Origin of the sequence: Streptomyces sp. NBC_01669 (assembly GCF_026339735.1) — a bacterium.
GTDB classification, from domain to species: Bacteria; Actinomycetota; Actinomycetes; order Streptomycetales; family Streptomycetaceae; genus Streptomyces; species Streptomyces yanii.
Genome location: NZ_JAPEQG010000001.1, coordinates 4,385,657 through 4,412,207, shown reverse-complemented (window position 1 = coordinate 4,412,207; position 26,551 = coordinate 4,385,657). Strand labels below are relative to the sequence as shown.

Sequence of the window (26,551 nt, the reverse complement as noted above, 5' to 3'; positions counted from 1 at the left end):
CTCGAACTCTCCCCAGAAATCAACTGAGTTGGCCTGTCACTCACACGAGTGGATCTCGTCAAAGATTACGGTCAGAAGGCGCAAAGAATCCTTGCCAAAGCCTAGTCTCTGATCCAGGCCACCCGCCCGGAAGTACCCCGCTCGACGGAGCGGCCTCGTCACCGGGCAACCAGATGCGCGAGATCCAATGTCCCTCCGTGATCGGAGACTTCCATGGTCCTGGCCACCGTAACGCCGCCCTGGGCGTACACCCTCCAACTCCCGCAAGATCCCCGCGCTCCGGGCATCGCCCGAGCCACACTCCGCTCCGTACTCCGCGTGCACGGCATGGGCGATCTCATCGACACCGCCGAGCTGTTGGCGAGCGAGCTCGTCACCAACGCGTACCGGTACTCCTCCGGGCCGTACTCACTCCGGCTGCGCGACGCCGGGCGGCACCGGATCAGGCTCAGTGTCTGGGACACCAACCCGGACATCCCGCCACCGTTCCAGGGCGGCGGAAAGGCGCCGACGGCTCTTGCCGAGTGCGGTCGGGGGCTGCATCTCATCACCCTGTGGGCCGACAGCTGGGGCGCGTACCCCCTGCGCGGCGGGCTGCCGGGGCACGGCGGGAAACTGCTCTGGGTGGAGTGCGCGTGGAGACCGGAAGAGGCCCTGCTGGGCCGCGTCTCATCGGGAGAATCGCCCTGAGTCGTTGCGTCGGTCACGGAGCGGTGTCTTCAAGCACTTCCCCCAGATCCCGTACGTAGCGAAGGCCCGGGCGGCCGTCGAGCCGGACCTCGCCGGTGGGTATGAATCCGGTCCGGGCCAGTACGGCTCGTGACCCGGCGTTGTCGAGGGTCGTGACGGCCCGCAGCGCCGTCAGACCGTACTCCGCGGCGGCACGGGCGCAGATCTCACGGACGGCGGCCGTAGCCAGTCCTTGTCCGGCGCTCTTCTCGGCGATCCGGTATCCGAGCTCGGCCGAACCGTCCGCCACGTCGACCAGGTTGACCCGCCCCAGCACCGCACCGCTGCTGTTCACCAGCACATGGAAGAAGTGCAGCCCCGAAGCCTGTTCCGCGAGCAGGTCGTGATGGCGCGCATCGAAGTGGGCAAAGTAGTCGTCGCCACGATCGGTGACCGACGCGGCGAAATAGGCTCGGTTCTCCTGCTCGAACGCAAGAAGAGCCGGGGCATGGTCGAGACGAAGACGCTGCAGTTCAGCCATGCAGGGATCGTACTGAGCAGAATGCGTGATGCCGGGTGCGCTGGACGCAGGATCTGACGGGTGACCCTGCGGGCCGGGAGCCGGGGTGCGCACCTCATGGGGCCGGCCCCGGTCCTCAAGCTGCAGACGGCGCTTGAGGTCCGGGGCCGGGTGGTGGTGTGGTTGCGGGCTTCCCGGTCAGGTTGCCCGGCGAGCACGCCATGCTGTGGTGCGGCTCAGCCCACTGTCTCGGGCTCCGAGGTCCACGTTCCCAGGGAGATCTCGGCGGTGATGCCCGGCCCGAAGCCGGCCATGATGCCGCGCTGGCCGTGCAGGGTCGACGCCTCATCGAACATGCGGGCCAGGGCGTCGAGTACCACCGCGCTGGCGATGTTGCCGTATTCGGTGAGTGTGGCCCGGCTGAAGCGGAACGCTTCGGGCGGCACATCGAGGAAGCGGCTCAGGTCGTCCAGGATGCGCGGACCGCCGGCGTGGATGATGTAGAAGTCCAGCTTGCTGGCGTTCCACTGGTGCTGTTCCGCGAGGGCGCTGAGGGCCGGGGCAAGTGGCTCCATGGTTCCGGGCACGCGCTTGTCGAGCTGGAAGTGGAAGCCCGTGGACCGGACCGCGTAGGAGATCCATTCCTCGGTGTCCGGGATGATGTACGACCCGTTGCGTTCCAGGCGGACCCCGGTGCCACCGCTGCCCCGTACGACGACGGCGGCTATCCCGTCGCCGAACAAGCCGTTGGACAGCAGGGACCCCACGCCCAGATCGGTGGGCTGGTAGCACAGCGAGCAGAACTCGCAAGCGATGACGAGAACGTTGGCGTCGGGGTATGCCGTGCAGAAGTCGTGGGCCCGGTTGACGGCCGCGCCACCCGCTGCACAGCCCAGTTGGGCGATCGGCATCTGCCGTGTCTGCGGCCGGAAGCCCATCGTGTTGATGAGCCACGCGGTCGGGGGAGGCATCATGAAGCCGGTGCAGGAGACGTAGATGATCAAGTCTATCTGCGACGGCTCGAGCTCCGCCTGGTCCAGTGCCTGGCGGACAACAGCCGGGACGCGGGCCTTGGTCTGCGCCTCGTAGATTTCGCTGCGCGCATCGAACCCCGGGTGCTGCAGCACCTTTTCGATCGGCTGGATCAGATGCCGCTTCTGAACCCCGGTGTGTTCGATCAGACGGAGGACCAGATCGAGCTGCGGATGGTCGCCGTGCAGCCGTTGTGCCAGTTCGAGGGTTTCGTCGTTGGTGATGACATACTCGGGAACTGCGATTGCGGGCTTGCAGAGTACCGCCATGGATCTCCTCCTAGCGGACGATGAACCACACGGCCGAGCCCTGACCGGATACGGGGGCAGGTGTCGGCCGACGGTAGCCACTGCGGCACCGTGCGTGGAGCGGCGCGGGACAGACCTTTTGGTCGCGGCGCCGAATTCCATGCCCCTGGGATGGGCATGGACGGGCCGATCGACGAATGCGCTGAATTCTCACCGTATGGGCAGACGAATTTCGGTCGCACCTTTGATCGGCCCTGGAGATCACGCTACGACAGGCGGATGGGGGTCGCACGTCGGACGGAACGCGCTGTGCGGGAGCCCCGGATTGGCCTGCGGTTTCCGCCCTCCGAGGGCCGATGCGGCACCGTTGACCACCTTGTTGTCCTTGGCCATGGCGGGCGGACCATCCGCGGCCGGCACCGCCCAGCGCGTGTACGACCGGCCCGCCGAGGGGCCCACGCCGAAAGACGCACCGCTGCGGGCGGCGGTCACCCATCCCGCGGACCGGTGATCACCGGCGGGGCGGGCCGCCCCCGTGCCGTCGCACGGTGCGAGTGACGAAGCCGGGCACGGGCCGCCCGGGTGGCATCGATTCACCCGCTCGGCGGCGCCCGGGCTGCGCGTGGCAGTCCGGGCGTTCCCGCGCCATGGCCGGACCCGGGCCGGAGCGCGTTGGGTCTCCATGGGCGCGTCGCCTCAGCGGTGGCCCTGACCGCTGTACTGCGGTTGCACGAAGAGCCCGGTGCCTTACTCGGGGTATCGATGTCACCAGGCGACGGGCAGTGCGAGCGGATAACGCCAGATCGATGTCTTGTTCCAGGCCACTTCTTCGGCGGGCTTTGCCAGCCGAAGGTCAGGGAAGCGCTTGAGGAGGGTTCCGAGTGCGACGTGGAGCTCCGTGGCGGCGAGCGGGGCGCCGAGACAGTGGTGGCCACCCCAGCCGAAGGTCATGTGGGCTGGACCAGTGCGTTCCAGGTCCAGCTCGTCGGGCCGGTCGAACTTCCGGCCGTCCCGGTTGGCCGTCAGGTAGGAGACGTGCACGATGTCTCCCGCCCGGATCTTCACCCCGCTCAGTTCCACGTCCTCGGTGGCGACGCGGGGGATGCCGACGCCCTTGCGGAAGGGGATGAAGCGCAGCAGTTCCTCGATGGCCTGCGGGAGCATCTCGGGGCGGGCGCGCAGCATGGCCAGCTCCTTGGGACGCGTGAGCAAGGTGTATGCGATGTTCCCGATCTCGTACGTGGTGGTGTCCTGTCCGGTGATGAGCAGGACCATGGCCATGACGGTCAGCTCTTGATCGTCGAGGAGCTCATCTCCGTCGCGGGCGGCGGCAAGCGCGCTGATCAGGTCGTCGCCCGGGTTCTCGCGCCGGTGCGCCGTCAGCTTCGCGAAGTAGGCGCGGAGATCGGCCTTGGCGCGTACCGCGTTCTCCCGGTTGTCGATGCCGACGTCCATCATGGTCCGCGCGTGGGCGCGCAGTTGCGCGTGGTCGCCCTCGGGAATGTCGAGGACCTCGCAGATGGTGGTCAGGGGCAGGGGGGCCGCGAGGTGCTCGAAGAGGTCGGCAGGGGAACCGTGCTCCTCCATCCGGTCCAGGAGCTCATCCACGACATGCTGGGTACGGACCCGCATGCGTTCCATGTGGCGCGGCGCGAACCCCTTGGAGATCAGGCTGCGCAGGCGGCTGCTGGCCGGTGGGTCCATCACATTGATCGCCTCGTCCTGAACGATGGGTTCAGGGGTCATCCGCGGGAAGTTCCGGCCGATGATGGCGCTGCGGCTGAAACGCCGGTCGGTGGTCACCGTGCGTACGTCGTCGTAGCCGGTGACGAGCCATGCTTCCCCGTCGCCGTGGGGCAGGCGGATGCGGGAAACGGGTGCTTCGGTCTGCAGCTGCCTGAGCAGCGGGTCGAATTCGAGGGCTTCGGCGTAGTCGAACGGGCAGTGCTGCGGGGTGGCTACTGGTTCCATACGGAGCTCCAGATAGGGGATCTCATGGGCGTTCAGTGACTCAGCGGGATGAACAGGTCGTAGGTACCCGATCAGTCACCGAGGCACGCACCGTTCCGGGGCAATTGGCCCATATGACGTGCCGACCCGCCCCGCGGTGATGGCGAAGGCGCGGGTCCACCCGACAGGGACCCGCAGCCCGCCCCCACCCCCGTCTTTTTCAGTCGCCCACTCCGGCCGGTACGACGTTGGTGGCGTCCATCGCGGCGCGCAGGGCCCGGGCGATCTTGACGGCGTCGTCCACGGCCCAGATGTGGACGAAGAACAGGCGGGGGTTGTCCGTCAAGTGGTGGTTGTGCAGCTCCACGAGTTTGATGCCGCCGCGCCGCAGAGCCCTCAGTACGTCCTGGACCTCGCCTGCGGTCATGGCGCAGTCGCCGCTCAGCGCGGCCCGGCCGTCACACAGCGGCTGGAAGTTGAACGCGCTGGTCGACCCCAGGCCGGGCGGCAGGATCAGATGTCCGTCGGTGATGATCTCGCGGCGGACGAAGAGGTTCTTGTAGATGCCCCCCTCGTTGGAACCCTTGTTGCCCAGTACGGCCTCGATTGCGGCAACGTCCAGGTCGATGGGGGGTGGCGGGCCGCCGGTCGGCTGCGGCGGCGGAGTTCTCGTCCGGTCGAACCCCGCGCGCAGGCCGCGGGCCAGGGCCACCGGGTCGTGGCTGTGCCCGTGGACGTGGGTCCACCAGATTTCGGGGGTCTGCGAGAGCAGATGCTTGTGGAGCGCGGTCTGCGCGATTCCGTGCGTCTGCCAGGCGTCGCTCGCCTGCTGCAGCTCGTTCTCGGCGACCACCACGTCGCCCATCGTCATCGTGCTGCCGTCGGCGTAACGGACGAAGGCCACGTGCGCGCCCAGCGCGAGCCCCGGTCTGACGGCGACGCCGTCGGAGACCACGTGCAGATCCTGGCGGGGGAAGCCGGTGTGGTAGATCATTCCGCGCAGCATGTTGCCGCTGCGGCCCAGCGCGTCCGCCACGTCCGCCCAGTCCGATGCGCTGGTGTGCACCGGCTTGACCGGCCGGTGTCTCCCGGGCCCGTGCGTCTCGCGCATGCCGCCGGTCGGGGCCTGAGCGGCGGCCGCCCCCGCCCCGGCTCCGGCCAGCATCGGTGCCAGCGCCGCTGCGGCCAGCATGCGCCGCCGCGACGTAGTCACCTGTGTGCGCATGTCCTGCTGTCGATCTTCAGCCATCATCTGATCGCCTCCATGGCGAGATGAAACCATGCGAAAGTATAAGAAGGCGGATGCTTCGTCATGAGGCGGGTCCGGATGGACCAAACGTGTGGTGCACCCTCCGGCCAACGGGGCGCGCGAGCGTCCGGCACGCGGCTCGTATCCCGGTGGGCCTGTGGGGATACGGCATTGGGCGGTCCTGTCATGACCGGTGGAAATGACAGTCTTGGACCGTGATGATCTCCGGATACGAGGACGACCCGCTGGTCGCTGGTGAGGGGCTGCTCTCGCGGCCGGGCTTCTGGGCCGCGTACCTCATGTGGATGTGCGAGACGGACGACGAGGACGGTGAGCCTGCCGCCGAGTGGTTCGGCGCGGACGAGGCCGATCTCGACGCGGCGTACGAGGAGTTGGTGGACGAGGGGCAGTGGCCGGTGCTCCGGATTCCGTTCGGCGGCGGGCACAGCGTGGTGGTGGTGAACCGCAACTTCCCCGAGGACCAGGGCACGGAGTACTTCGTCACCCATCCGGAATGGGGATCGCGGCATGGCTTCCTCGCCACACTGGACGGGCATCAGGCAGGCCCCGGTCTGTCCTGGCGTGAACTGGTTCATATCGTGAACAGCGTGCCGTCCGACGCGCACGACCCGGGGGTCCATGATCCGTACGCCCGGCTGCTGTTGCTGTTGCCCGCGCTCGGCGACGAGGATCTGCCGCGAGACGCGGTGGAGCGAGTGGGCGAGGCGTTGGTCAGGGTGGCCGGTGCGCCGGCGGGCGAGGCGACGCATGTGGCGGAGCGGCTTCTGCTCGACCATCCGCTGTGGGAGCCGGCCCGATGGGAGATACCCGGGCCGTCGCCGCTCAGCGGGGGTGGCGCGCCGTCGTGCGACGGGATCCTTCAGTGCGACGGCTACCTGAGCCCGCGGTTGGGGATGCGGCTTGCCCAGGGGATCACTGCGGAGCAGAGCGAGCGGCTGGCGCGGGCGCTGGGGACATGGTCCGCGGGAGGGCCTGCACCGGGTTCTCGATGAGGTGGGTGCAGGCCATCGACTTCACACGTGGTTCTGCCTGGGCGGAACCTTCTTCACCTCAGAGGGGCGACAGTTGGGGCGGCAGGCCGAACGTGGCGAAGACGTCCGGGTCCTGGAACACGGTGGTGCGGCTGATGCCGGAGACGGTGACGGTGAAGACCTGGAGGGTGTGCAGGCGGTACGTGCCTTCGGCGTCGCGTACATAGGCGGCGACGGCGGGCTGCCCGTTGGCACCGGTCGGGCGCATCCGCCAGTCGGTGCCCCGGAGGGCGAAGATCCGGGCCAGAAAACGGGTGTAGAGCTCGCGCCCGACGTACCAGGTGAGGAACGGCGGCATTTCGAGGATGGCGTCGTGGGTGAGAAGGGTGGTGAGGGTGGCGATGTCGGCGGCCTCGAACGCCTTCACATAGCGGTCGATCAGGGCGCGCCGCTCCGGATCGGTGGGCTCGTCGACGCCGGTGGCCGACTCGGTGAACGAGCCGTCCTGGGTGAGCGCAGCGTCTGCCAGGCGGGCCCTGGCACGTTGGAGTGCGCTGTTGACCGCGGCCGTCGTCGTGTCCAGCAGCCCGGCGACTTCGGCCGCCGGGAACTCCAGGACGTCACGCAGGAGCAGTACGGCCCGCTGACGTGCGGGCAGAAGCTGTACGGCGGCGACGAACGCGAGCCGCAAGGTGCCGCGTACGGCCAGGGCGCCGGCCGGGTCGCCCCGGCCCGCGTCGAGCAGGCCGTCCGGGAACGGCTGCAGCCACGGCACCTCCCGCCCGGGGACCAGCGGCTGCTCGGGGTCCTCGCTCGGAGCGCCGAGACCGGACGGCAGAGGGCGGCGGCTGCGGCTTTCGATCGCGTTCAGGCAGGCGTTGGTGGCGATGCGGTACAGCCAGGTGCGCAGGGAGGCCCGGCGGTCGTCGTACCGCTCGTACGCGCGCCATGCCCGCAGATACGTCTCCTGGACCAGGTCCTCGGCGTCATGGACCGAACCGAGCATCCGGTAGCAGTGCACCAGCAGTTCGCGTCTGAAGGGGTCGGTGCGGACGGCGAAGTCCTCGTTCGGCGATGTGACCACAGGGTGTGCCTCTCGTGAATCGGTGGCCGGCAGAGCGATGAGTTCCCTGGGGCTGCTCGGTACGTACGAGTGTCCATCCTGGAGAGAAGAGGAAGACCGTGATCGAGAACATCGGCACTGCTGCTTCGACGCAGTCCGAGGCTGCCGTACGAGAGGTGCTGCACCGTGTCTACGCGGCCTGGGCCGACAACGACGCGGACGCCTTCGCGGCGCTGTACACGCAGGATGCGACCTCGGTGCTGCCCGGTTCGTACAGCGACGGAAAAGAGGCGATCCGTGCGCGGATGGCAGCCGGATTCGCGGGACCGCTCAAGGGCTCGACCGTTGTCGACGAGGTGCGGAGCATTCGATTTATCGGCGAGGACGCCGCCGTGGTGATCAGCCGCAGCGGAATCCTGCCGGCGGGCGAGTCCACGGTCCCCGCCGACCGCTTCGTGCTCGCCACATGGGTCCTGGCAAAGGCGGCCGGCGAAGGGCAGGGCGAGGGATGGCTGGTCGCCGGATACCACAACTGCCCGACCGGCACCTCCTGACCGCACGTCCTCCGGCCGCCCACCGATCGGGTGAAATTCCGCTGGGGCGGGGCGGGCGTTCGGCCCCGCAATTCAGGGCCGAACGCCCGCCCCCGGGGCCGATGCGCATGGCATGTCGGGTGCGCCGTCTTTGGGACAGTGCCGCTCCACGATCAAGGAGCGGGGTGAGCGGCGTGGCCGTGGTGAGCCGGCAGAGGCTGAGCGATCTGGGCGGGGCGGGCGGGGCTGGTGGCGGTGCGGGTGGTGGTGGCGGGGATGAGCTGAAGCACAGCGACGGCCCCTGGTTGCAGGCCGCCGGGGGAGCCGAGTCGCTGCATACGTTGCTGGGGCCGGTAAGGACCGAGCTGGAGACCGCGCACGAAGGGGTCGTGACGGGGACCGTCGGGTTGGAGGCGCTGGCCGAACTCGGCGCCGTACGCGAGTCGTGGCAGCGACGGATCGAAGCCGCGCGCAGCGAGTGCGGGAGCCTCGCGGGGAAACTGCGCGCCGTCGCACGGGCCCAGGGCGTCACGAACGAGACCGTGAAGTCGTCCTTCGCGCGGGTCGCGTCGCGGGCCGGTGGGCAATGACCTCGAAGATCACGTGGGCCCAACTGCGCGACGTGAATTGCGCCGAACTGGAAGGCGCGGCCGACGGATGGGGCCGGGCGAGTAACTTGGCCGACACCGGCCGGGACCGCATCGACAAGCAACTGCTGAACGGGTTGCGCGGGACGCAGCAGGGCGAGGCGGCCGACGCGGCCGTCGGACGGCTGCGGCAACTCAGCCGGAACTTCCAGTACGTGTACACGGAGTGTGGTCTGCTCCGCACCACGCTGAACAGCATGGCCCACGAAATCAAGGGTCAGCAAAGGGCGTTGCAGGAAGCGCTGGACGACGCGGAAGCCCTGAAGTTCACCGTGCACCCGGACGGGTCGGTGACCTACCCGGAGGCCGGCGAGGGGCTGATCGACGGCAAGCCGATGCCGGGCGGGACGGCGACCGGAGGAGGAGTACCGGGGCTGCTGCCGCCCTCGGGACTCGTCGCCCCCAACCCGAACGTGGCCAAGGCGCAGGACATCGCCGACCGGGTGGCCAAGGCCCTGCGGACAGCGGCCGACATCGACTGGCGGTACACGCGGATCCTGCGGAAGCTGAAGGCCGAGGAGGGCCTGAAGGTCCCCGACTCGACCTGGACGGACGCGGCGACGGACGCGGCAGCGGTACGGAACGCGGCGGGCGCCTACCTGAACGAAGCCATCCCGCACGACGCGAGCCCGGCCGAACGCAAGGCGTGGTGGGCCGGGCTGACAGAGGAACAGCGCGAGGAGTACCTCGCGGTGTACCCGGACCAGATCGGCAACCTGGACGGAATCCCGGCGGTCGTACGGGACGCCGCCAACCGGGACAACCTGCAACTGCTCATCGGAAAGCTGGAAGGGCAAGAAGGGGAAAGGGCGGAGACGCAGTTGGCGGGGTTGCGGGAGATTGACCGGCAGCTGCATGACGGCCGGAAGCCGCCGATGTTTCTGCTCGGGATTGGGGACGAGGGGAATGGGCGGGCGATTGTTTCTTACGGGAATCCGGATACGGCTCGGAACGTGTCGGCTTATGTGCCGGGCTTGAATACGTCGCTGGATGAGGAATTCGCTAAGGGGGATCTTAAGCGTGCTTGGGATACAGCTAAGGGGACCAATAAGTACGACCATTCGAGCGCGGCGATCGTTTGGCTCGGTTACGACGCACCGCAGACCCCGGACGGATTGGGGAGCCTGGCGGTAATGGGCAATGATAGAGCCGAAAGAGGTGGAAGTGCATTTAATGACTTCATGGGTGGACTGGTGGCTACGAACGAGAACGAGGACCCGCACCTGACGGCTATTGGGCATTCTTACGGTTCGCGCACTGTTGGTGCTGCAACTCAGCAAGGTGGCGGGATTCCCGGGGTGGACGACATCGTGCTCGTTGGCAGTCCCGGAGTCGGTGTGGATCACGCTGAGGATCTCGGGGTTGGGAAGGATCACGTCTTCGTCGGTGCGGCTGAGAATGACGTGGTGACCAAGCTCCCCTCCAAGCAGCAGGCGGCTGTCGGCGTTGTGGGATTGATCGCTGGAGGACCGTCCACTGCCTACGTGGCCGGCGACCTCGCAGATCCGGGGGATGACGATCTCTGGTTCGGCAAGGACCCGGCGAGCGAGGCATTCGGTGCGAGGCGTTTCCCTGTGGGTGAAGGGCCGCGGCTGATCAGTGGGCATGGCTTCTCTATCGACGCGCACTCCCAGTACTTCGATCCGAAGAGGAATGCCGTTTCGGCAGACAGCATTGCTCTCATCGCTGCGGGTCGTTCGGAGAAAGTAAAGATGGAGGAGTCACGTTGAGTCGTCGACTTCAAGTCATTGGGTTGGCAACGCTGCTCTGTTTGGCGTTTGTCGGATGTTCGAAAAAAGAGAAGCGATCCGATATGGACATGCAAGGCGCGGCGAATCGAGCTGATGAGATTCTTGACGCAGTGCTGACTGAAATCAAACCTCAGGTTCAATGGGCGCATGGCCCGACTAGTACTGGTAGCTGTGACGTGTCCCGGATGCGCGTCGTGATGACGATTGTGTCCGAACAGCGCCGGGGTAGCTTCCTAGGAGTGGTGGATCGCTTCTGGCGTAAAAGCGGCTATCGGATCAAGGCAATCAATAATGATGTGGACGTTCCTGCGATCTATGCCCAGACGCTGGACGGCTTCGGCGTCACCCTCAGCATCGGCGGCAAGGGGCAAGCTTTCTTCGAAGTCGACAGCCCCTGCGTGAAGGAATCAGCGGTGGCCGAGTCCACCACCCAGCCCAACGGCCCTGCGTACGAAGACGTCTATCCCCTTCCCCGCCCCAACGTGCACTCCGACTTCTGGTCCACCGGATCAACCTGACGTCACATCAGGACAAGGTGACCTGAACCTCCGGATGTACCAAGCACTTTGAGTCCCGCATTGGGCCCTGGGGCCCATGCCCCGCCCGGTGCCGGTGTGGTCGCATACGTGGAGTGGCGGCTCTGTCACTGCTCACTGCACCCACTCACCAGGTAGGGGACTTGCCGTGTCTGGCATACGAGGATTAGCGGTTCCGGGTGGCGTCGACGCAGATGCTGTCGTGGCCCATCCGGGCAGGCAGCCCCTGCCGAGCACACTGCAAGCAGTGCTGATCCTCGTCCGGGTGCTCTTCGTGGTCACAGTCGTGGGCGCGATCGACGTGCTGTCGGTGGCGTCCTCGGTCGATGCGGTGGACGGCCGGTTGCTGGGGATGCTGCTGTACGCGGTGTTGCCGGGCGCCGCCGGATTCGTGCTGTCGCTGTACGTCCGGACCGGCGGCGTGTGGATCCGGCGTGGACTTCTCGCCGTCCATATCTGGCTCGCGCTCGGTGCGCTGGCGACGTTGAGCGGGGACGGTGGCAGGCAGGGTGTGCCCCAACTGGTGGTGCCGGTCGTCGTCGTTGGCCTGCTTCTTCGTCGGAGTCTACGCGCGTGGTTCGATCTGGATCCTGAACAGCGCGCCGCGCAGAGGCCGTTCATTCTCACGCGGATGATCAGGGCCCGTCGTGACCGTGGCCAGACCGCGATGGAGTACCTCGGCGCGGTCCTGGTGGTCGTGGCCCTTGTCGGTGCGCTCATGGCGACGCAGATCGGCGGGCAGCTGACCGGTGAGATCCGGAGTGCGATCTGCCAGCTGACCGGTAGCGCCTGTCCGGCCGCGGGCAGCGGCGTGGTGGCCGGCCATGGCACCGATGGCGGTGGTGGTGGTGCCTCTGGCGGTGGCGGTACGGAGTCCGGCGGTGTGGACTCCGGGGGTTCGACCGTGGCCGGAGGGACTTCCTCGTCCGGTGGGTCGGGCGCATCCGGGGGCACGGACTCGGGAGGCTCCGCAGCATCCGGTGGATCGGACTCAGGTGGATCGGACTCAGGTGGATCGGACTCCGGGGGATCGGACTCCGGCGGTTCCGCAGCGTCGGGTGGTTCGGACTCGGGTGGCACGGATGCCTCGGGCGGGTCCGCCGCATCCGGCGGAGACGGCGGCAGCGCCACCCAGGCCGCCCAGGGTGGCGACGGTTCGAGCGCCGCCGGTCACGCATCGGACGGCAGCTTCTTCACCGGGCTCGTCGGCGACGGTCTCTGGGGCGATGTCAGCGGTGCCGCGGACGCCGTTCTCCACCCCGTCACGAACGGCAGGAACCTCGGCAACCAGGTCGCCCAGTACGCGCAGAACGCAAGCAACAAGTGGTCCCAGGGCGACCGTGCCGGTGCGGCGGGGGAGCTGATCAAGGGGGCCACCGGGGTCGGTGGCGTCGGCGCCGGGCTGCCCGGTTCCGGCTCCCGTGTCGGGGCGGCCGTGCAGGCGGACCAGCGCGACTATCTGAACGCCCGCATCCCGCGCAACGGCACTGCTGCCGGGCGCAAGGCGTGGTGGGACGGGCTCACGCAGGACCAGCGTGACCAGTACCTCGCCCTTTCCCCGGATCAGATCGGCAGCCTCGACGGGATCCCCGCGGCGACCAGGGACGCGGCCAACCGGAAGAACCTGACTCAGCTGATCGGGAAGCTGTCGGGGCAGGACGACGCGAAGTCGCAGAAGCAGCTCGCCGGACTGCGCGAGATCGAGCGGCAGTTGAAGGAGAACGGGAAGCAGCCGCCGATGTACCTGCTCGGCATATCGGACGAGGGAAACGGCCGGGCGATCGTCTCGTTCGGGAATCCGGACACGTCGAAGAACGTGTCGGCGTATGTGCCCGGGCTGAATACCTCTCTGGACGAGGAATTCGCGAAGAACGATCTCAAGCGGGCTCGCGACACGGCCATCGGTGCCCAGGGGTACGACCAGTCCAGTGCGGCGATCGTCTGGCTCGGCTACGACGCGCCGCAGACGCCGGACGGGCTGAGCAGCCTGGCGGTCATGGGTACGGGGCGGGCGGAGAAGGGCGGCGTGGCGTACAACGACTTCATGAGCGGGCTGGTCGCCACCAACCAGAACAAGGATCCGCATCTGACGGCCATCGGGCACTCGTACGGTTCGCGGACCGTGGGAGCTGCTGCGCAGCATGTCGGCGGAATCCCAGGGGTCGACGACATCATCCTGGTCGGCAGCCCGGGGGTGGGCGTGGATCAGGCCGTGGATCTCGGGGTCGGTGCCGGACACGTCTTCGTCGGCGCCGCGGCGAACGACCCGGTGACCAAGCTCCCGTCCAAGCTGCAGTCCGCCGTGGGTGTGCTGGGGATGCTGGCCCTCGGTCCTGCTGGTGCATACTTCGCCGGGGATCTGGCCGACCCGGGGGACGACGATCTCTGGTTCGGCAAGGACCCGGCGAGCAAGGCATTCGGCGCCAGGCGCTTCCCTGTGGGCGACGGGCCACCGGTGGTCAGTGGCTCCGGCCTGAGCTTCGATGCCCACTCTCTCTACTTCGATCCGGTCAGGGACGCCGTCTCGGCGGACAGCATCGCTCTGATCGTGTCGGGACATGCCGACAGGCTCAAGATGGAGGCACAGCGATGAAGCGACGGTTCCAGATCGTTGCGGTGGCCCTGGCCCTCGGCTTCTCCCTGTCCGCGTGCGGGAGCGACCACCGGGTACAAGGGGACTCCGGAGGGAAGAAGGGGCGCATGGACATGCAGCAAGCCGCCGAGCGGTCCGACGGCATGCTCGACGCGGTGCTGAAGGCCATTGATCCCGAGGTGCAGTGGGCGCACGGGCCGACGACTGCGGGGACGTGCGATGTGACCCGCAGGCGCACCGTGATGACCATCGTGTCGGCGTCGCGCCGGGCGGATTTCCTGGATCAGGTGGAGACGTTCTGGCGGAGGAGCGATTACCGGATCAAGGCGATCAACAATGACACGGAGTTTCCGGCCGTCTATGCGCAGACGGACGCCGGGTTCGGTATCAGTGTCAGTTTCCGCGGAAAGGGGCAGGCGTTCTTCGAGGCGGACAGTCCCTGCGTGAAGGAGTCGAAGGTCGCCGATTCCACGTCCAAGCCGAACGGTCCGGCGTACGAGGGTGTCTACCCGCTGCCGCGTCCCAACGTGCACTCCGACTACTGGTCCGCTCAAGGATCCTGAAAGTGCGTCAGTGAACGGAGTCCGTGCTCGACCGCGTGATCGGTGACCCCGGTGAGTCTGCCTGTGCCCCGAACGACTCGCACACACCCGCGAAACCGGCCTTGAACCCGCCCCCGATGGGGGATGGTTGAGGGGTGCGGAAATTCTGGGTGGTCGGTGGGATCGGCATCGGGGTCGCCATGTGCTTCGTGGCGCTGCTCGTCGTCGGTACGTACTCCGCTGCCGCCGGCCTCGGCAGCGCCGGCAGCAACGCGGCCGTCGGGCTGGCGAAGGGGGCCGTGCCGGCGAAGTTCCAGCCGCTCGTGCAGAAGTGGGGCAACCTCTGCTCGGCCATCAACCCCGCGCTCCTCGCCGCGCAGCTGTACCAGGAGAGCGGGTGGAACCCGCGCGCCCAGAGCAAGGCCGCCGCGCAGGGCATCGCGCAGTTCATCCCCGGGACCTGGTCCGGGCACGGGATCGACGGGGACGGGGACGGGGACCGGGACGTATGGGATCCGGCCGACGCCATCCCCTCCGCCGCCAGCTATGACTGCGAACTTGCCGGGTACGTCAAGAACGTGCCGGGGGATCGGACCGACAACATGCTGGCCGCCTACAACGCCGGTGCGTACCGGGTCATCAGGTCGGGCGGCGTACCGAAGATCGCGGAGACGCAGAACTACGTCAAGATCATCCGTTCGCTGGAGAAGAGCTTCGCCCGGCCGGTCGGGCGGGTCGAGCCCTCGCGGCAGGCGGCCGGGGCGATCTACTTCGCGCAGAAGAAGCTCGGTACGAAGTACCTGTGGGGCGGGAACGGCACGGCTGAGCAGGGTGGACGGTTCGACTGCTCCGGGCTGACGCAGGCCGCGTACCGGACCGTGGACATCGAGCTGCCGCGGGTGGCGAACGACCAGTACAACGCCGGGCCGCACCCCTCACGGGACGAGCTGCTCCCCGGTGACCTGGTCTTCTTCTCGGACGACCTGACCAACTCCCGGGCAATCCACCACGTCGGGCTGTACGTCGGCGGCGGGTACATGATCAACGCGCCGTACACCGGGGCCGTGATCCGCTTCGACAAGATCGACACGCCCGACTACTTCGGTGCGACACGGGTGACGAAGGACGGCGCCGCAGCACTCCCGACCGCCCAGCCGGCGGCGTGACGGGGAGTCGGCCGTGGCTGGAACTCTCCGTGAAGCCTGGGCCCTGAGCTGCGACGACGAGTCTCGCTTCGATAACGTCATGGTGATCATTCGGTGGAGAGTGGAACGTACACACGGAGAGCGTCGTTCCCTGGACTGGGACAGCATGCGCACTGACCATGCGACGCTGACCGGCACAGTCGCGTACCTCACGCAGCAGTGATCGAAGCAGTGATCGAAGTAGTGGTCGAACCGAACACGGGGGTTCGTCAAATGCGGTGCACACGGGCGTGCGCCGCGGCAGCAGACAAGGCAAGGGGCCGCAGCAGATGGCTGGACTCGCACTGGATGGGTCGAACCCCGACGTCAGCCTGCTCTACGACATCAATGGGCTCGCGAAGTCCGCTCCGACCTGGTTCGACCGGGTCATGGAGTTCGTCGGCGAGTACGGGATCATGCTCGGCATGGTCCTCGTGGTTCTGTGGTGCTGGTGGAGCGTCCGCCGGCGCGGCACGGCCGAGGACTCGGTGACTGCGGTCGCCGGGATCGTCTGGGCGCCGCTCGCCGCCGGGATCGCGCTGCTCGTCAACATTCCGATCCGGGGCTTCGTGGAGCGTCCGCGCCCGTTCCGCGACCACCAGGGCCTGGATGTCCTGGTGTCGGGAAAGAACGACTTCTCGTTCGTGAGCGACCACGCCACGATGGCGATGGCCCTCGGCGTCGGGCTGTTCGTGGCCAACCGGAAATTCGGGCTCGCCGCCATCGCCCTCGCGCTGGTGGAAGGGTTCTGCCGGATCTACATGGGGGTTCACTACCCCACCGACGTCATCGGCGGATTCGCGCTCGGCACGGCTGCCGCACTGCTGCTCGCCCCGCTCGCGATGGCGCTGCTGACGCCGGTCGTCGCCGCCGTCTCGCGGTCGGAGCGGGTGGGGTGGCTCGTGCGGTCGCGGCGGCCCGTGCCGGCCGCGGCTGAGGGGCGTCCGCTCGGGATCCCGGAGCCGCGCCCGCGGTCGGGCAGCGGTGGCGAGAAGGATCTGGCTGCCTGAATGGTCAGCTGCCTGAATGGTCAGAGGGAGAACCGGGGGGCGTCCGCGCCCCCCGGTTCTGCGTTACAGCGCCTGCGGGAAAGTGAAGAGGCGCTCGGGGTCGTACTGCTTCTTCACCCGGGCGAGCCGATCGGCCGCCGTTCCGTAGTAGGCCTGCCGCCAGTCGGTCAGCGTCGGGTCCGTGTAGTTCTGGTACGCCGCCCCGGACGCGTAGCGCCGCAGCGCCCCGTGAGTGTTTTTCAGCCAGTCCTGCTGGGCCGTGCCCGCCGTGCCGGGTCGCCAGGCGGCGATGTACTGGGCGAGCATCCGTGAGCGGCGGTGGACGAACGCCGTGGCCTGTGGGCCGACCCGGTTGATCGCCCCGCCGAGCGCGGTGAGCGCGATCGATCCGCCGCCGCCGCTCGGGGTCACACTGATCCGGGTGAACGCCTCGGTCCGGTCGAGCAGAGCCCCTATGCCTGCCGGGGACAGGGAGTGGTCGAAGAAGTCGGACGCGGCGGCGTACGTCTCGCGCTGGAGCGCGCCCTGCGCGGTGCGGCCGGGTGTCGTACCCGGCAGGTGGCACTGCGCGTCGCTGATGCCGGAGCAGCCCGCGTACACCAGCATCGCCTCCTCGTAGCTGCGGCGGCGCAGCGACACCGAGGACGCCGGTGCGCCGATCCGGTCGGCGAGGCGGTCGACGGCGTTCTGGAGGTCGCCGTAGGTCCCCAGGCTGAACGCGGCGACCGACACGGTCGGGTTGCCGCCGCCCGGTCCCGCCGCGAGATGTGCGGAGGACCAGATCTCGTCCGGCTGGTCCGGGCCCCACTCCTGCCAGGCGGCGATGACCGACCGGGCTCGCGACCACGGCCACGACATGTACGCGGTGACGGTCTGCGGGGCCGGGCGGGTGCGGAACGTCAGCTCGGTGACCACGCCGAAGTTGCCGTTGCCCGCGCCGCGCAGCGCCCAGAAGAGGTCGGGGTGGTGCTTGGCGTCGGCGGTCACGGTTGTGCCGTCGGCGGTGACGAGCGTTGCCGAGGTGAGGCTGTCGCAGGTCAGGCCGTACGCGCGGGACGCGACGCCGTGGCCGCCGCCGAGCGTGAGACCGGAGATGCCGACCGTGGGGCAGGAGCCTCCGGGGACCGTCAGACCGTGCCGGGCAAGCCCCCGGTAGACGTCGATGAGTCTGGCGCCCGCGCCGACGGTGCCGTCCCGGTCGACCCGGGAGAGTGACGAGACGTCAATGACCAGGCGCCCGTTGCCGCTCGACCAGCCCGTGTAGGAATGGCCACCGCTGCGGATCGAGACGGGGGTGGAGCTGCGGCGGGCGAAGGCCAGGCACTCACGGATGTCCGCCTCGTGCCGGACGTACGCGACGGCTGCCGGTTTCTGGCCGTCGAAGCGGGTGTTGTACAGCTGGCGGGCCGTCCGGTACGCCGCGTCCTCGGGGCGCACGAGGGTGCCGTCGAGGCTCTTGGCCAGGGCGGGCCAGTTCGCCTTGCCGGTTGTGGCAGACGGTGAGCCGACTGGTGTGGGCGACGTGCGGGTGGCGGTGGCCGAGGTGGCGGCCGAGGAATCCGTGCCGGTGCCTCTGCAGGCGGTGGCCGTGGCGCCGGCCAGGGCTGTTGCTGCGCCCGCGGTGAGCAGGGTGCGCCGGTTCGGCAGGTTCATCGGACCTCCGGGTCATGGCCTCGCGGGTCGATCGGTCGGGTGACCGTCGGGTGGATCGGTTGTCGGTGATCCGTGATCCGTGATCCGTGATCAGCGGGCGGTGCGGTGTTCCTCGGCATCGGTGCGGGCGCGGTCGCGGGAGCGACGGGCCGGGCCGGTCCACCCGCATCCGCAGCGGGCGATGCAGAACGAGCCGCGTTCGATGGTGAAGGGCTCGTGGGCGGGGGGCGTCGGCGGGGCGGCGGGAGCGGTCGGCATGACCTCCGCGGTGTGTTGGTCGTACACGCGTCCACGGTACTGGGGACGGACACCCGTCCGTGAGGCCCCCGAGGACGGCGTGACGGGGGACACGGGTGGTCGTTATGCGGGGCGGGTGGGGGGCTCGGACAAGCGGTACGTCGTTGGGGGTTGGCAGGCGATGGTGGTGCAGCAGCACAGGTCCGGTGGCGGGGCGCGCACTGTCTGCGCCCTCGCCGTGGTGGGCGTGATGGCGGCGGCCGCCGGCTGCTCGGACAGCGGTGGCCGGGACGGGATCGATGCCGGCGGCCGGAGCGTGGTGGACGAGCGGGGTGGGGGCGATTCCCTCGATGCGATCCACCGGGCGGCGGCGGTGCTCGCCGGGACGAGGGACGGGAATCGGCCAGGGAGCCGCGACGTCGCCGGGAGCGCCGAGGTGCGTACGTCGATGGAGACCGCGGCAGGCGGGACACGGGTGACGATCACCGGCCGGGGGACGTACGACTTCCGCAGGCAGCTCGGCCGGCTCACCGTGGTGCTGCCGAAGGACGCCGCGGGCGAGTACGAACACCGCCCCATCACCGAACTCCTCGCCCCCGGTGCGCTCTACATGAAGAACCGTGGTGCCGGAGTCCCCGTCGGCAAGTGGGTCAGGGTCGATACGACGGCCCTGGAGGACGGCAATCTCGTCACGGGCGGGGTCACCGATCCCATGGCGGCCGCCGAACTGCTGCGCGGGGCGGACAAAGTGACGTACGTGGGGGAGAGCGAGCTCGCCGGGGTCATGGTCCGGCACTACCGGGGGACCGCGGACCTCGGACGCGCGGCACGGGCCGCCTCGCCGCAATCGCGGGGCGCACTTGGCGCGGCGGCGAAAGGGTTCCGCACGGACGCGGTGCCGTTCGACGCGTATCTGGACGAGGCGGGGCGGCTGCGGAAGGTGCGGCACCGGTTCACTTTCGCCAACGGGGGACCGGCGGTGCAGGTGGTGTCGACGACGCTGCTGTTCGGGTTCGGGGTGCCCGTGAATGTGCAGCTTCCGGACGATCGCGACATCTACACCGGGCAGATCGAGCAGGGGCAGCGGTAGCGGCGGCGGAGGCGGCGGGCCAGGTGCGTAGGCATCCGGCGGGGCCGAAATGGTCCGTCCGTGCCATGCGCGGCGAGTGGTCCGCTCCCTACGCTAGGAAGTCGGCGACGGCAGTGAGAGGTGACGTACGTGGTGACGCTCAGCACTCGGACCGTTCAGGACCATGTGGCCCTCGCCGAGATCGAGCTATGCGGTGAGCTGATGATCGCGGCGTCGGCCGCGATCGGGGAACGGCTCAGTGCGGACCGTATCGACGAGGTGCTCAACGTCGGGGCGGGCACCGAACTCACCGCCGTCCCCCGGCAGGGCGACCGCCGGGGTTGACGGACAAAAGCGCACGTCAGGGGGTGCCTCGGACAATGCCCCAGGCGATGCGACCGTACACGGTGCGACCTCCAGCGGTGCCGCCTCAGGTACGGAGCAGGCGGGCGATGGCCTTCGTGGCTTCCTCGACCTTCGCGTCGATCTCCTCGCCGCCCTTGACCGCCGCGTCGGCGACGCAGTGGCGCAGGTGCTCCTCGAGGAGCTGGAGCGCGAACGACTGGAGGGCCTTGGTGGACGCCGAGACCTGCGTGAGTATGTCGATGCAGTAGACGTCCTCGTCGACCATCCGCTGCAGACCACGGATCTGGCCCTCGATCCGGCGCAGCCGCTTGACGTGGTCGGCCTTCTGGTGGTGGTAGCCGTGTATGCCGCGGTCGTGGTCGGTGAGGATCTCCGCCGTTTCCTCGGTGGGTTCCGTCGCCTCTGTGGTCTCGGTGGTGGTCATTGCTGCCTCCCGTTTTCCCTTTACCCTGCGCTTTATATACCCCGGGTGGGTATATCCTAACGAATTCAGCTGAACCGTGACCGGGGGCCCGTGCTGATCACCGTGTTCGATGCGCGACACTGAAGAATGCCGGTTAGCCGTGGCCGGATGATGCGCCTAGCATCAGCCTGACCGAATCCAAAGCATCCCGAGGACCCCACGTGCGCTTTCGTCTGACCCCCAGGGAGACGAGCTTCTACGACATGTTCTCCGCATCCGCGGACAACATCGTCACGGGCTCGAAACTCCTCATGGAACTGCTCGGGGCGGACTCTGCCTCCCGAGTCGAGATCGCGGAACGTATGCGGGCAGCGGAGCACGCAGGGGACGATGCCACCCACGCGATCTTCCACCAGCTGAACTCCTCTTTCATCACGCCGTTCGACCGCGAGGACATTTACAACCTCGCATCGTCGCTCGACGACATCATGGACTTCATGGAGGAGGCCGTCGACCTGGTCGTGCTGTACCAGATCGAAGAACTCCCCAAGGGCGTCGAGCAGCAGATCGAGGTGCTGGCGCGGGCGGCCGAGCTGACCGCCGAGGCGATGCCCAACCTGCGCACGATGGACAACCTCACCGAGTACTGGATCGAGGTCAACCGCCTGGAGAACCAGGCCGACCAGATCCACCGCAAGCTGCTCGCCCATCTCTTCAACGGCAAGTACGACGCCATTGAGGTGCTGAAGCTCAAGCAGATCGTGGATGTGCTGGAAGAGGCGGCCGATGCGTTCGAGCACGTCGCCAACACGGTGGAGACCATCGCGGTCAAGGAGTCCTGAACCACGTGGACACCTTTGCGCTGATCGTGACCATCGGTGTCGCGCTCGGCTTCACCTACACGAACGGCTTCCACGACTCGGCGAACGCCATCGCCACCTCGGTCTCCACCCGGGCGCTGACCCCGCGGGCGGCCCTGGCGATGGCCGCGGTGATGAACCTCGCCGGTGCCTTCCTGGGACAGGGAGTCGCCAAGACCGTCAGTGAGGGCCTGATCGCGACGCCCGAGGGGCAGAAGGGGATGGGAATCCTCTTCGCCGCCCTGGTCGGCGCGATCATCTGGAACCTCGTCACCTGGTATTTCGGTCTGCCCTCGTCGTCCTCGCACGCGCTGTTCGGCGGCATGGTCGGTGCGGCGCTGGCCGGCGGAACGCTGGTGCACTGGAACGGGGTGCTCGACAAGATCGTCATCCCGATGTTCGTCTCGCCGATCGTCGGTCTGGTCGTGGGCTATCTGGTGATGGTCGCGATCATGTGGCTGTTCCGGAAGGTCAACCCGCACAAGGCCAAGCGCGGATTCCGCATAGCGCAGACGGTCTCGGCGGCAGGCATGGCGCTCGGGCACGGTCTGCAGGACGCGCAGAAGACGATGGGCATCGTGGTGATGGCGCTGGTCATCGCCGATGTCGAGAGTCCGAGCGACCCGATCCCGGTCTGGGTGAAGCTCGTCTGCGCGCTGATGCTCTCGCTGGGTACGTACGCGGGTGGCTGGCGGATCATGCGGACGCTCGGCCGGAAGATCATCGAGCTGGACCCGCCGCAGGGATTCGCCGCGGAGACGACCGGGGCGTCGATCATGTTCGGCTCGGCCTACCTGTTCCACGCGCCCATCTCCACGACGCATGTGATCACCTCGGCGATCATGGGTGTGGGGGCCACGAAGCGGGTCAACGCGGTGCGGTGGGGGGTCGCGAAGAACATCGTCCTCGGGTGGTTCATCACGATGCCGGCCGCGGCTCTGGTCGCTGCCGCGAGTTACGGGGTCGTCGTGCTGCTGTTCGGGTGAGCGAGGTGGGCTCTGCCGGGGTTGCCCGGTGGCCGCTTCGTCCTCAGCTGCCGGACGCACCTGAGACGCCCCCACGGGCTTGAAGTGAAAGGGGTCCGCCCCCGCTCCCTTGTGAGGAGCGGGGGCGGACCCTTTGCCTTGAGGGTGGCACCGCCATGCAGCACCCCAAAGGCCGTCCTTGATCACCCGAAGCGGCCGGAGATGTAGTCCTCCGTCGCCTGGACCGACGGGTTGGAGAAGATCCGTTCCGTCTCGTCTATCTCCACGAGCTTGCCGGGCTTGCCGACCGCCGCGAGGTTGAAGAACGCCGTGCGGTCCGAGACGCGGGCCGCCTGCTGCATGTTGTGCGTCACGATGACGATCGTGAAGCGTTCCTTCAGCTCGCCGATCAGGTCCTCGATGGCGAGGGTGGAGATCGGGTCCAGGGCGGAGCACGGTTCGTCCATCAGCAGCACATCCGGCTCGACCGCGATCGCGCGGGCGATGCACAGGCGCTGCTGCTGACCGCCGGAGAGGCCGGAGCCGGGCTTGTTCAGGCGGTCCTTGACCTCGTTCCAGAGGTTGGCGCCACGGAGGGACTTCTCGACGACGTCCGCCAGCCGGCCCTTCTTGTACGAACCGTTCAGCTTCAGGCCCGCCGCGACATTGTCGAAGATCGACATGGTCGGGAACGGGTTCGGCCGCTGGAAGACCATGCCGACCGTGCGGCGCACGGTGACCGGGTCGACGTGGGACCCGTACAGGTTCTCGTCGTCCAGCAGGACCTTGCCCTCGACGCGGCCACCGGGGGTGACCTCGTGCATCCGGTTCAGGGTGCGGAGGAAGGTGGACTTGCCGCAGCCGGACGGGCCGATGAAGGCGGTCACGGAGCGGGGCTCCACGGTCATCGAGATGTCCTCGATGGCGAGGTGGGAGCCGTAATAGGCGGACAGGCCGCTGACGTCGATGCGCTTGGCCATCTGAATCACTGCTTCTTTCGTGCCGCGTCAGCGGCCGGTCTTCGGGGCCTTCCAGCGGGCGATACCGCGGGCCACCAGGTTGAGGATCATGACGAAGGCGATCAGGACCAGAGCGGCGGCCCAGGCGCGGTCGTACGACGCCTCGCTGCCGATCTTGTACTGCTCCCAGATGTAGAAGGGGAGCGACGACTGCGCGCCTTGGAAGGGATTGGGGTTGATCAGCTGGCTGCCGAAGACCAGCAGCATGATCGGTGCGGTCTCGCCGGCGATCCGGGCGATGGCGAGCATCACACCTGTGGTGATACCGCCGATCGCGGTGGGCAGAACCACCTTCAGGATGGTGCGCCACTTCGGGACGCCGAGGGCGAGTGATGCCTCGCGGAGCTCGTTCGGGACGAGCTTGAGCATCTCCTCGGTGGAGCGGACCACGACCGGGATCATCAGGATCGTGAGCGCCAGCGAACCCATCAGGCCGGACGGCTGGAGCTGCGCTATCAGCATGATCGACAGGATGAAGAGACCGGCGACGATGGACGGGATACCGGTCATCACGTCGACGAAGAACGTCACGGCCTTGGCGAGCGCGCCCTTGCCGTACTCCACCAGATAGACGGCGGTCAGCAGGCCGATCGGGGCGGAGATCAAGGTGGCGAGGCCGACCTGCTCCAGGGTGCCGATCAGGGCGTGGTAGACACCGCCACCCGGCGCCGTGCCGAGCACACCGGCCATGGAGTGGGTGAGGAAGTAGACGTCCAGGACCTTCGCGCCGCGGCTGACCGTGGTCCAGACCAGCGAGGCCAGCGGCACGACGGCGAGGAGGAAGCACACCCAGACGATGCTGGTGGCGAGCCGGTCCTTGGCCTGGCGCTGGTTCTCGACGACCGACGTCGTGACGTACGAGATGACGACGAAGAGCACCGCGGAGAGCAGGCCCCACTGGATGCGGCTCTGCCAGCCCGCCGCCGCGCCGATGCCGACGCCGAGCACGATCGCGGCGCCCGCGAAGGCGGCCGGGGCCCAGCGGGGGAGCGACCGGCTGCTGAGGCTGTTGCGGGAAGCGGCCGCTGTGGGGACGGGGCGTTCCTGTATGCCGGTGTTGGCTGCCTGGCTCATGCGTTGGCCCCCGAGTACTCCTTGCGGCGGGCGATGATGAGGCGGGCCGCGCCGTTGACCAGCAGGGTGAGGATGAAGAGGACGAGGCCGGAGGCGATCAGGGCGTCGCGCCCGAACTGGTCGGCCTCGTCGAACTTCGCGGCGATGTTCTGGGCGAACGTTCCGCCGCCGGGGTTGAGCACATGCGCCGAGATGACGAAGCTCGGCGACAGAACCGTGGCGACGGCCATCGTCTCGCCGAGTGCGCGGCCCAGACCCAGCATCGACGCGGAGATCACACCGGAGCGGCCGAAGGGCAGCACCGAGAGGCGGATGACTTCCCAGCGGGTGGCGCCGAGAGCGAGGGCGGCTTCCTCGTTCATCTTCGGGACCTGGAGGAAGACCTCGCGGCTGACGCTCGTCACGATCGGCAGGATCATGATCGCGAGCAGGATGCCGACGGTGAAGAGCGAGCGGGCGACGCCGACCTCGGTCTTCTCCAGGACGTACGTCCAGCCGAAGAACTGGTCGAGCCAGAGGTTCAGCCCCTCCAGGTACGGGACCAGGAAGAGGGCGCCCCAGATGCCGTACACGATGCTCGGCACTGCCGCGAGCAGATCGACGACGTACGCGAGGGGTGCGGCCAGCTTGCGCGGCGCGTAGTGCGAGATGAAGAGGGCGATACCGACAGCGATCGGAACCGCGATGGCCATCGCGATGATCGAGCTGACGATTGTGCCGAAGAGCAGGACCGCGATACCGAAGACCGGCTTGTCGCCGACCGGGTTCCAGTCCAGCGTGGTGAAGAAGTTGCCCTCGTCCTTGGAGACGGCGAGGGTCGCGCGGTACGTGAGGAACACGGCGATCGACGCCATGATCACGAGCAGCAGAATGCCTGAACCCCGTGAGAGGCCCAGGAAGATTTTGTCGCCCGCGCGTCCGGAGGCTTTGGGCCTGGCGCGCTTGCGCTGCACCGGGGGTACCGGTGGCGTGTCTATCGGTGTGGAGGAAGCCATGGTCTTTCCGGTCTGTGTGGGGGAGCGACGCGCTCCCCTGGCGGCGGTGCACCGGATGGGGGTGGTGCCGGCGGGCCGGTCCGGAGGGGTGCACCGGGCCGGCCTGCCGGGTGTTGCTGGTGGAGCTGGGTTTCAGCTGGTGTTACGGGTGTTGCTTCTGATTACGAGAGGGACGCGATGGTCTCGCGGACCTTGGCGTTGATCTCGGTCGGGATCGGCGCGTAACCGGCGTCGGTGAGGACCTTCTGACCCTCGTCACTCGCGGTGTAGTTCAGGAAGGACTTGACCGTGGGAAGCGTCTCGGCCTTGTTGCCCGTGTCGCAGACGACCTCGTACGTCACCAGGACGATCGGGTACGCACCCTCGGCCTTGGTGGTGTAGTCGAGGTCGAGCGCCAGGTCCTTGCCGGTGCCCTTGATCTTGGCGGCGGCGATGGCCTTGGAGGCGTTCTCCGAGGAGGCCTTGACCGGGGTGGAGCCACCGGTGTTGATGTCGACCGTGGAGATGGACTGCGACGAGGCGTACGAGAGCTCGAAGTAACCGATCGAGCCGTCGACCTGCTTCACCTGGGCGGCGACACCGGCCGAGCCGGACGCGGCCTGGCCACCGGGGGCCGGCCACTTCTTCTCGGGCTCGTACTTCCAGTCGTTCGGCGCGGTGGCGGCGAGGTACTTGCCGAGGTTCTGCGTGGTGCCGGAGTCCTCGGAGCGGTGGAAGGCCTGGATCGCCTTGTCCGGAAGCTTCGCGCCGTCGTTGAGCTTGGCGATCGCGGGGTCGTTCCACTTCTTGATCTTGTTGTTGAAGATCTTGGCGAGCGTGGGGGCGTCCAGCGTCAGGCTGTCGACACCTTCGAGGTGGAAGCCGATCGCGATGGGGCCGCCGACCATCGGGAGGTTGATGCCCTGGCCGGTCTTGCAGATCTTCTTCGAGTCGGCGACCTCTTCGGGCTTCAGCGCCGAGTCGGAGCCGGCGAAGCCGACCGTGCCCTGGTTGAAGGCGATGATGCCCTCACCGGAGGACGAGGACTTGTAGTTGATCTCTACGCCCTTGCAGCCCGCCATGTAGTCCTTGACCCAGAGGTCCATGGCGTTCTTCTGCGCGCTGGAGCCGGAGGCGAGGAGCTGGCCCTTGGCGTCGTCGCACTTGATGTTCGACGCGGCGCTCGTCTTCTCGCTGCTGCCGCCCGTGTCGCCGCCGCTGTTGTTGTCCGAACCGCACGCCGTGAGGACCAGGGCGCTGGAGACGGCGAGGGCACCGAGCGCGGTGGCACGAAGCCGGTTCTTGCGCTGAAGCTTCACTTTCGGGTTTTTCCTTCCAGGAGCCGCCGAGGTCTTGTTCGTTCTACGACGGCGTGCGATGTGGTGGGTGGTGCGGCGTTTCGCCGCGCACCG

General features: G+C 68.0%; 26 protein-coding genes. 14 read left to right on the top strand and 12 right to left on the bottom strand.

Annotation, left to right across the window (positions count from 1 at the left end; translation table 11 throughout):
- Window positions 1–213: 213 nt before the first annotated feature.
- The gene (locus OG972_RS19710; protein ID WP_266983323.1) at window positions 214–690 is read left to right on the top strand and encodes an ATP-binding protein; all 477 of its coding nucleotides are present in this window, start codon (window positions 214–216) and stop codon (window positions 688–690) included.
- Window positions 691–703: 13 nt separating this feature from the next.
- On the opposite strand, the gene OG972_RS19705 is transcribed toward OG972_RS19710, so the two are convergent.
- The 4 genes from OG972_RS19705 to OG972_RS19690 form a co-directional block, all read right to left on the bottom strand.
- Entirely contained in the window at window positions 704–1,210 is a 507-nt protein-coding gene (locus OG972_RS19705; protein WP_266983321.1) for a GNAT family N-acetyltransferase, read from the bottom strand.
- Window positions 1,211–1,425: 215 nt separating this feature from the next.
- Window positions 1,426–2,490: a type III polyketide synthase gene (locus OG972_RS19700; RefSeq protein WP_266983319.1), complete on the bottom strand. Its 1,065-nt coding sequence runs from the start codon at window positions 2,488–2,490 to the stop codon at window positions 1,426–1,428.
- A 744-nt stretch (window positions 2,491–3,234) separates the two neighbouring features.
- Entirely contained in the window at window positions 3,235–4,440 is a 1,206-nt protein-coding gene (locus tag OG972_RS19695) for a cytochrome P450 (RefSeq protein ID WP_266983317.1), read from the bottom strand.
- A 199-nt stretch (window positions 4,441–4,639) separates the two neighbouring features.
- On the bottom strand, window positions 4,640–5,671 hold the full coding sequence (locus OG972_RS19690) for a DUF1259 domain-containing protein (protein ID WP_266983315.1): 1,032 nt from the start codon (window positions 5,669–5,671) through the stop codon (window positions 4,640–4,642).
- A gap of 215 nt (window positions 5,672–5,886) precedes the next feature.
- Between OG972_RS19690 and OG972_RS19685 the strand changes: the two genes are divergently transcribed.
- Window positions 5,887–6,681 carry a hypothetical protein gene (locus tag OG972_RS19685; protein WP_266990588.1) on the top strand — a complete coding sequence of 265 codons (795 nt, stop codon included), beginning with the start codon at window positions 5,887–5,889 and terminating at the stop codon, window positions 6,679–6,681.
- Between the two features lie 58 nt (window positions 6,682–6,739).
- Here the strand turns inward: OG972_RS19685 and OG972_RS19680 are convergent, their stop codons facing one another.
- Window positions 6,740–7,744: a sigma-70 family RNA polymerase sigma factor gene (locus OG972_RS19680; protein ID WP_266983313.1), complete on the bottom strand. Its 1,005-nt coding sequence runs from the start codon at window positions 7,742–7,744 to the stop codon at window positions 6,740–6,742.
- Window positions 7,745–7,842: 98 nt separating this feature from the next.
- Between OG972_RS19680 and OG972_RS19675 the strand changes: the two genes are divergently transcribed.
- The 8 genes from OG972_RS19675 (at window position 7,843) to OG972_RS19640 (ending at window position 16,519) form a co-directional block, all read left to right on the top strand.
- A complete protein-coding gene (locus tag OG972_RS19675) occupies window positions 7,843–8,277 on the top strand; it encodes an SgcJ/EcaC family oxidoreductase (protein ID WP_266983311.1) in 435 nt (144 codons plus the stop codon).
- A 164-nt stretch (window positions 8,278–8,441) separates the two neighbouring features.
- Window positions 8,442–8,846, top strand: a complete 405-nt coding sequence (locus OG972_RS19670) for a hypothetical protein (protein WP_266983309.1) — start codon at window positions 8,442–8,444, stop codon at window positions 8,844–8,846.
- Window positions 8,843–10,633: an alpha/beta hydrolase gene (locus OG972_RS19665; protein WP_266983307.1), complete on the top strand. Its 1,791-nt coding sequence runs from the start codon at window positions 8,843–8,845 to the stop codon at window positions 10,631–10,633. The genes OG972_RS19670 and OG972_RS19665 overlap by 4 nt, the downstream gene beginning before the upstream one ends.
- An 83-nt stretch (window positions 10,634–10,716) precedes the next feature.
- Window positions 10,717–11,172, top strand: coding sequence for a hypothetical protein (locus tag OG972_RS19660; RefSeq protein ID WP_266990586.1), 456 nt, complete (start codon window positions 10,717–10,719; stop codon window positions 11,170–11,172).
- 265 nt (window positions 11,173–11,437) lie between these two features.
- Window positions 11,438–13,783, top strand: a complete 2,346-nt coding sequence (locus OG972_RS19655) for an alpha/beta hydrolase (RefSeq protein WP_266983305.1) — start codon at window positions 11,438–11,440, stop codon at window positions 13,781–13,783.
- Window positions 13,780–14,346, top strand: coding sequence for a hypothetical protein (locus tag OG972_RS19650; RefSeq protein WP_266983303.1), 567 nt, complete (start codon window positions 13,780–13,782; stop codon window positions 14,344–14,346). The genes OG972_RS19655 and OG972_RS19650 overlap by 4 nt, the downstream gene beginning before the upstream one ends.
- 134 nt (window positions 14,347–14,480) lie before the next feature.
- Window positions 14,481–15,491, top strand: coding sequence for a bifunctional lytic transglycosylase/C40 family peptidase (locus OG972_RS19645; RefSeq protein ID WP_323135877.1), 1,011 nt, complete (start codon window positions 14,481–14,483; stop codon window positions 15,489–15,491).
- Window positions 15,492–15,799: 308 nt separating this feature from the next.
- Window positions 15,800–16,519 carry a phosphatase PAP2 family protein gene (locus OG972_RS19640; RefSeq protein ID WP_266983301.1) on the top strand — a complete coding sequence of 240 codons (720 nt, stop codon included), beginning with the start codon at window positions 15,800–15,802 and terminating at the stop codon, window positions 16,517–16,519.
- Window positions 16,520–16,582: 63 nt separating this feature from the next.
- Here the strand turns inward: OG972_RS19640 and OG972_RS19635 are convergent, their stop codons facing one another.
- A complete protein-coding gene (locus OG972_RS19635; protein WP_266983299.1) occupies window positions 16,583–18,172 on the bottom strand; it encodes an FAD-binding oxidoreductase in 1,590 nt (529 codons plus the stop codon).
- A gap of 90 nt (window positions 18,173–18,262) precedes the next feature.
- Complete coding sequence (locus OG972_RS19630) at window positions 18,263–18,457, bottom strand: hypothetical protein (RefSeq protein WP_266991053.1); 195 nt, start codon at window positions 18,455–18,457, stop codon at window positions 18,263–18,265.
- Between the two features lie 133 nt (window positions 18,458–18,590).
- Here OG972_RS19630 and OG972_RS19625 point away from each other — a divergent pair, with 133 nt between their 5' ends.
- Both OG972_RS19625 and OG972_RS19620 read left to right on the top strand, forming a co-directional pair.
- Window positions 18,591–19,499: a hypothetical protein gene (locus OG972_RS19625; RefSeq protein ID WP_266983297.1), complete on the top strand. Its 909-nt coding sequence runs from the start codon at window positions 18,591–18,593 to the stop codon at window positions 19,497–19,499.
- A gap of 129 nt (window positions 19,500–19,628) precedes the next feature.
- Window positions 19,629–19,823: a hypothetical protein gene (locus OG972_RS19620; protein WP_266983295.1), complete on the top strand. Its 195-nt coding sequence runs from the start codon at window positions 19,629–19,631 to the stop codon at window positions 19,821–19,823.
- Between the two features lie 85 nt (window positions 19,824–19,908).
- Here the strand turns inward: OG972_RS19620 and OG972_RS19615 are convergent, their stop codons facing one another.
- A complete protein-coding gene (locus tag OG972_RS19615; protein ID WP_266983293.1) occupies window positions 19,909–20,268 on the bottom strand; it encodes a metal-sensitive transcriptional regulator in 360 nt (119 codons plus the stop codon).
- Between the two features lie 200 nt (window positions 20,269–20,468).
- On the opposite strand from OG972_RS19615, the gene OG972_RS19610 reads away from it, so the two are divergent.
- Window positions 20,469–21,089: a DUF47 domain-containing protein gene (locus OG972_RS19610; RefSeq protein WP_266983291.1), complete on the top strand. Its 621-nt coding sequence runs from the start codon at window positions 20,469–20,471 to the stop codon at window positions 21,087–21,089.
- Window positions 21,090–21,094: 5 nt separating this feature from the next.
- Window positions 21,095–22,093 carry an inorganic phosphate transporter gene (locus OG972_RS19605; RefSeq protein ID WP_266983290.1) on the top strand — a complete coding sequence of 333 codons (999 nt, stop codon included), beginning with the start codon at window positions 21,095–21,097 and terminating at the stop codon, window positions 22,091–22,093.
- Window positions 22,094–22,275: 182 nt separating this feature from the next.
- Here the strand turns inward: OG972_RS19605 and pstB are convergent, their stop codons facing one another.
- From pstB to pstS, 4 genes are all read right to left on the bottom strand, one after another.
- Window positions 22,276–23,052: a phosphate ABC transporter ATP-binding protein PstB gene (gene pstB / locus OG972_RS19600; protein ID WP_266983288.1), complete on the bottom strand. Its 777-nt coding sequence runs from the start codon at window positions 23,050–23,052 to the stop codon at window positions 22,276–22,278.
- 27 nt (window positions 23,053–23,079) lie between these two features.
- Window positions 23,080–24,165, bottom strand: coding sequence for a phosphate ABC transporter permease PstA (pstA, locus tag OG972_RS19595; RefSeq protein ID WP_266983286.1), 1,086 nt, complete (start codon window positions 24,163–24,165; stop codon window positions 23,080–23,082).
- Window positions 24,162–25,160 carry a phosphate ABC transporter permease subunit PstC gene (gene pstC, locus OG972_RS19590; protein WP_266983284.1) on the bottom strand — a complete coding sequence of 333 codons (999 nt, stop codon included), beginning with the start codon at window positions 25,158–25,160 and terminating at the stop codon, window positions 24,162–24,164. The genes pstA and pstC overlap by 4 nt, the downstream gene beginning before the upstream one ends.
- Before the next feature lie 161 nt (window positions 25,161–25,321).
- Window positions 25,322–26,458, bottom strand: a complete 1,137-nt coding sequence (gene pstS, locus OG972_RS19585) for a phosphate ABC transporter substrate-binding protein PstS (RefSeq protein WP_266983282.1) — start codon at window positions 26,456–26,458, stop codon at window positions 25,322–25,324.
- Window positions 26,459–26,551 lie beyond the last annotated feature (93 nt).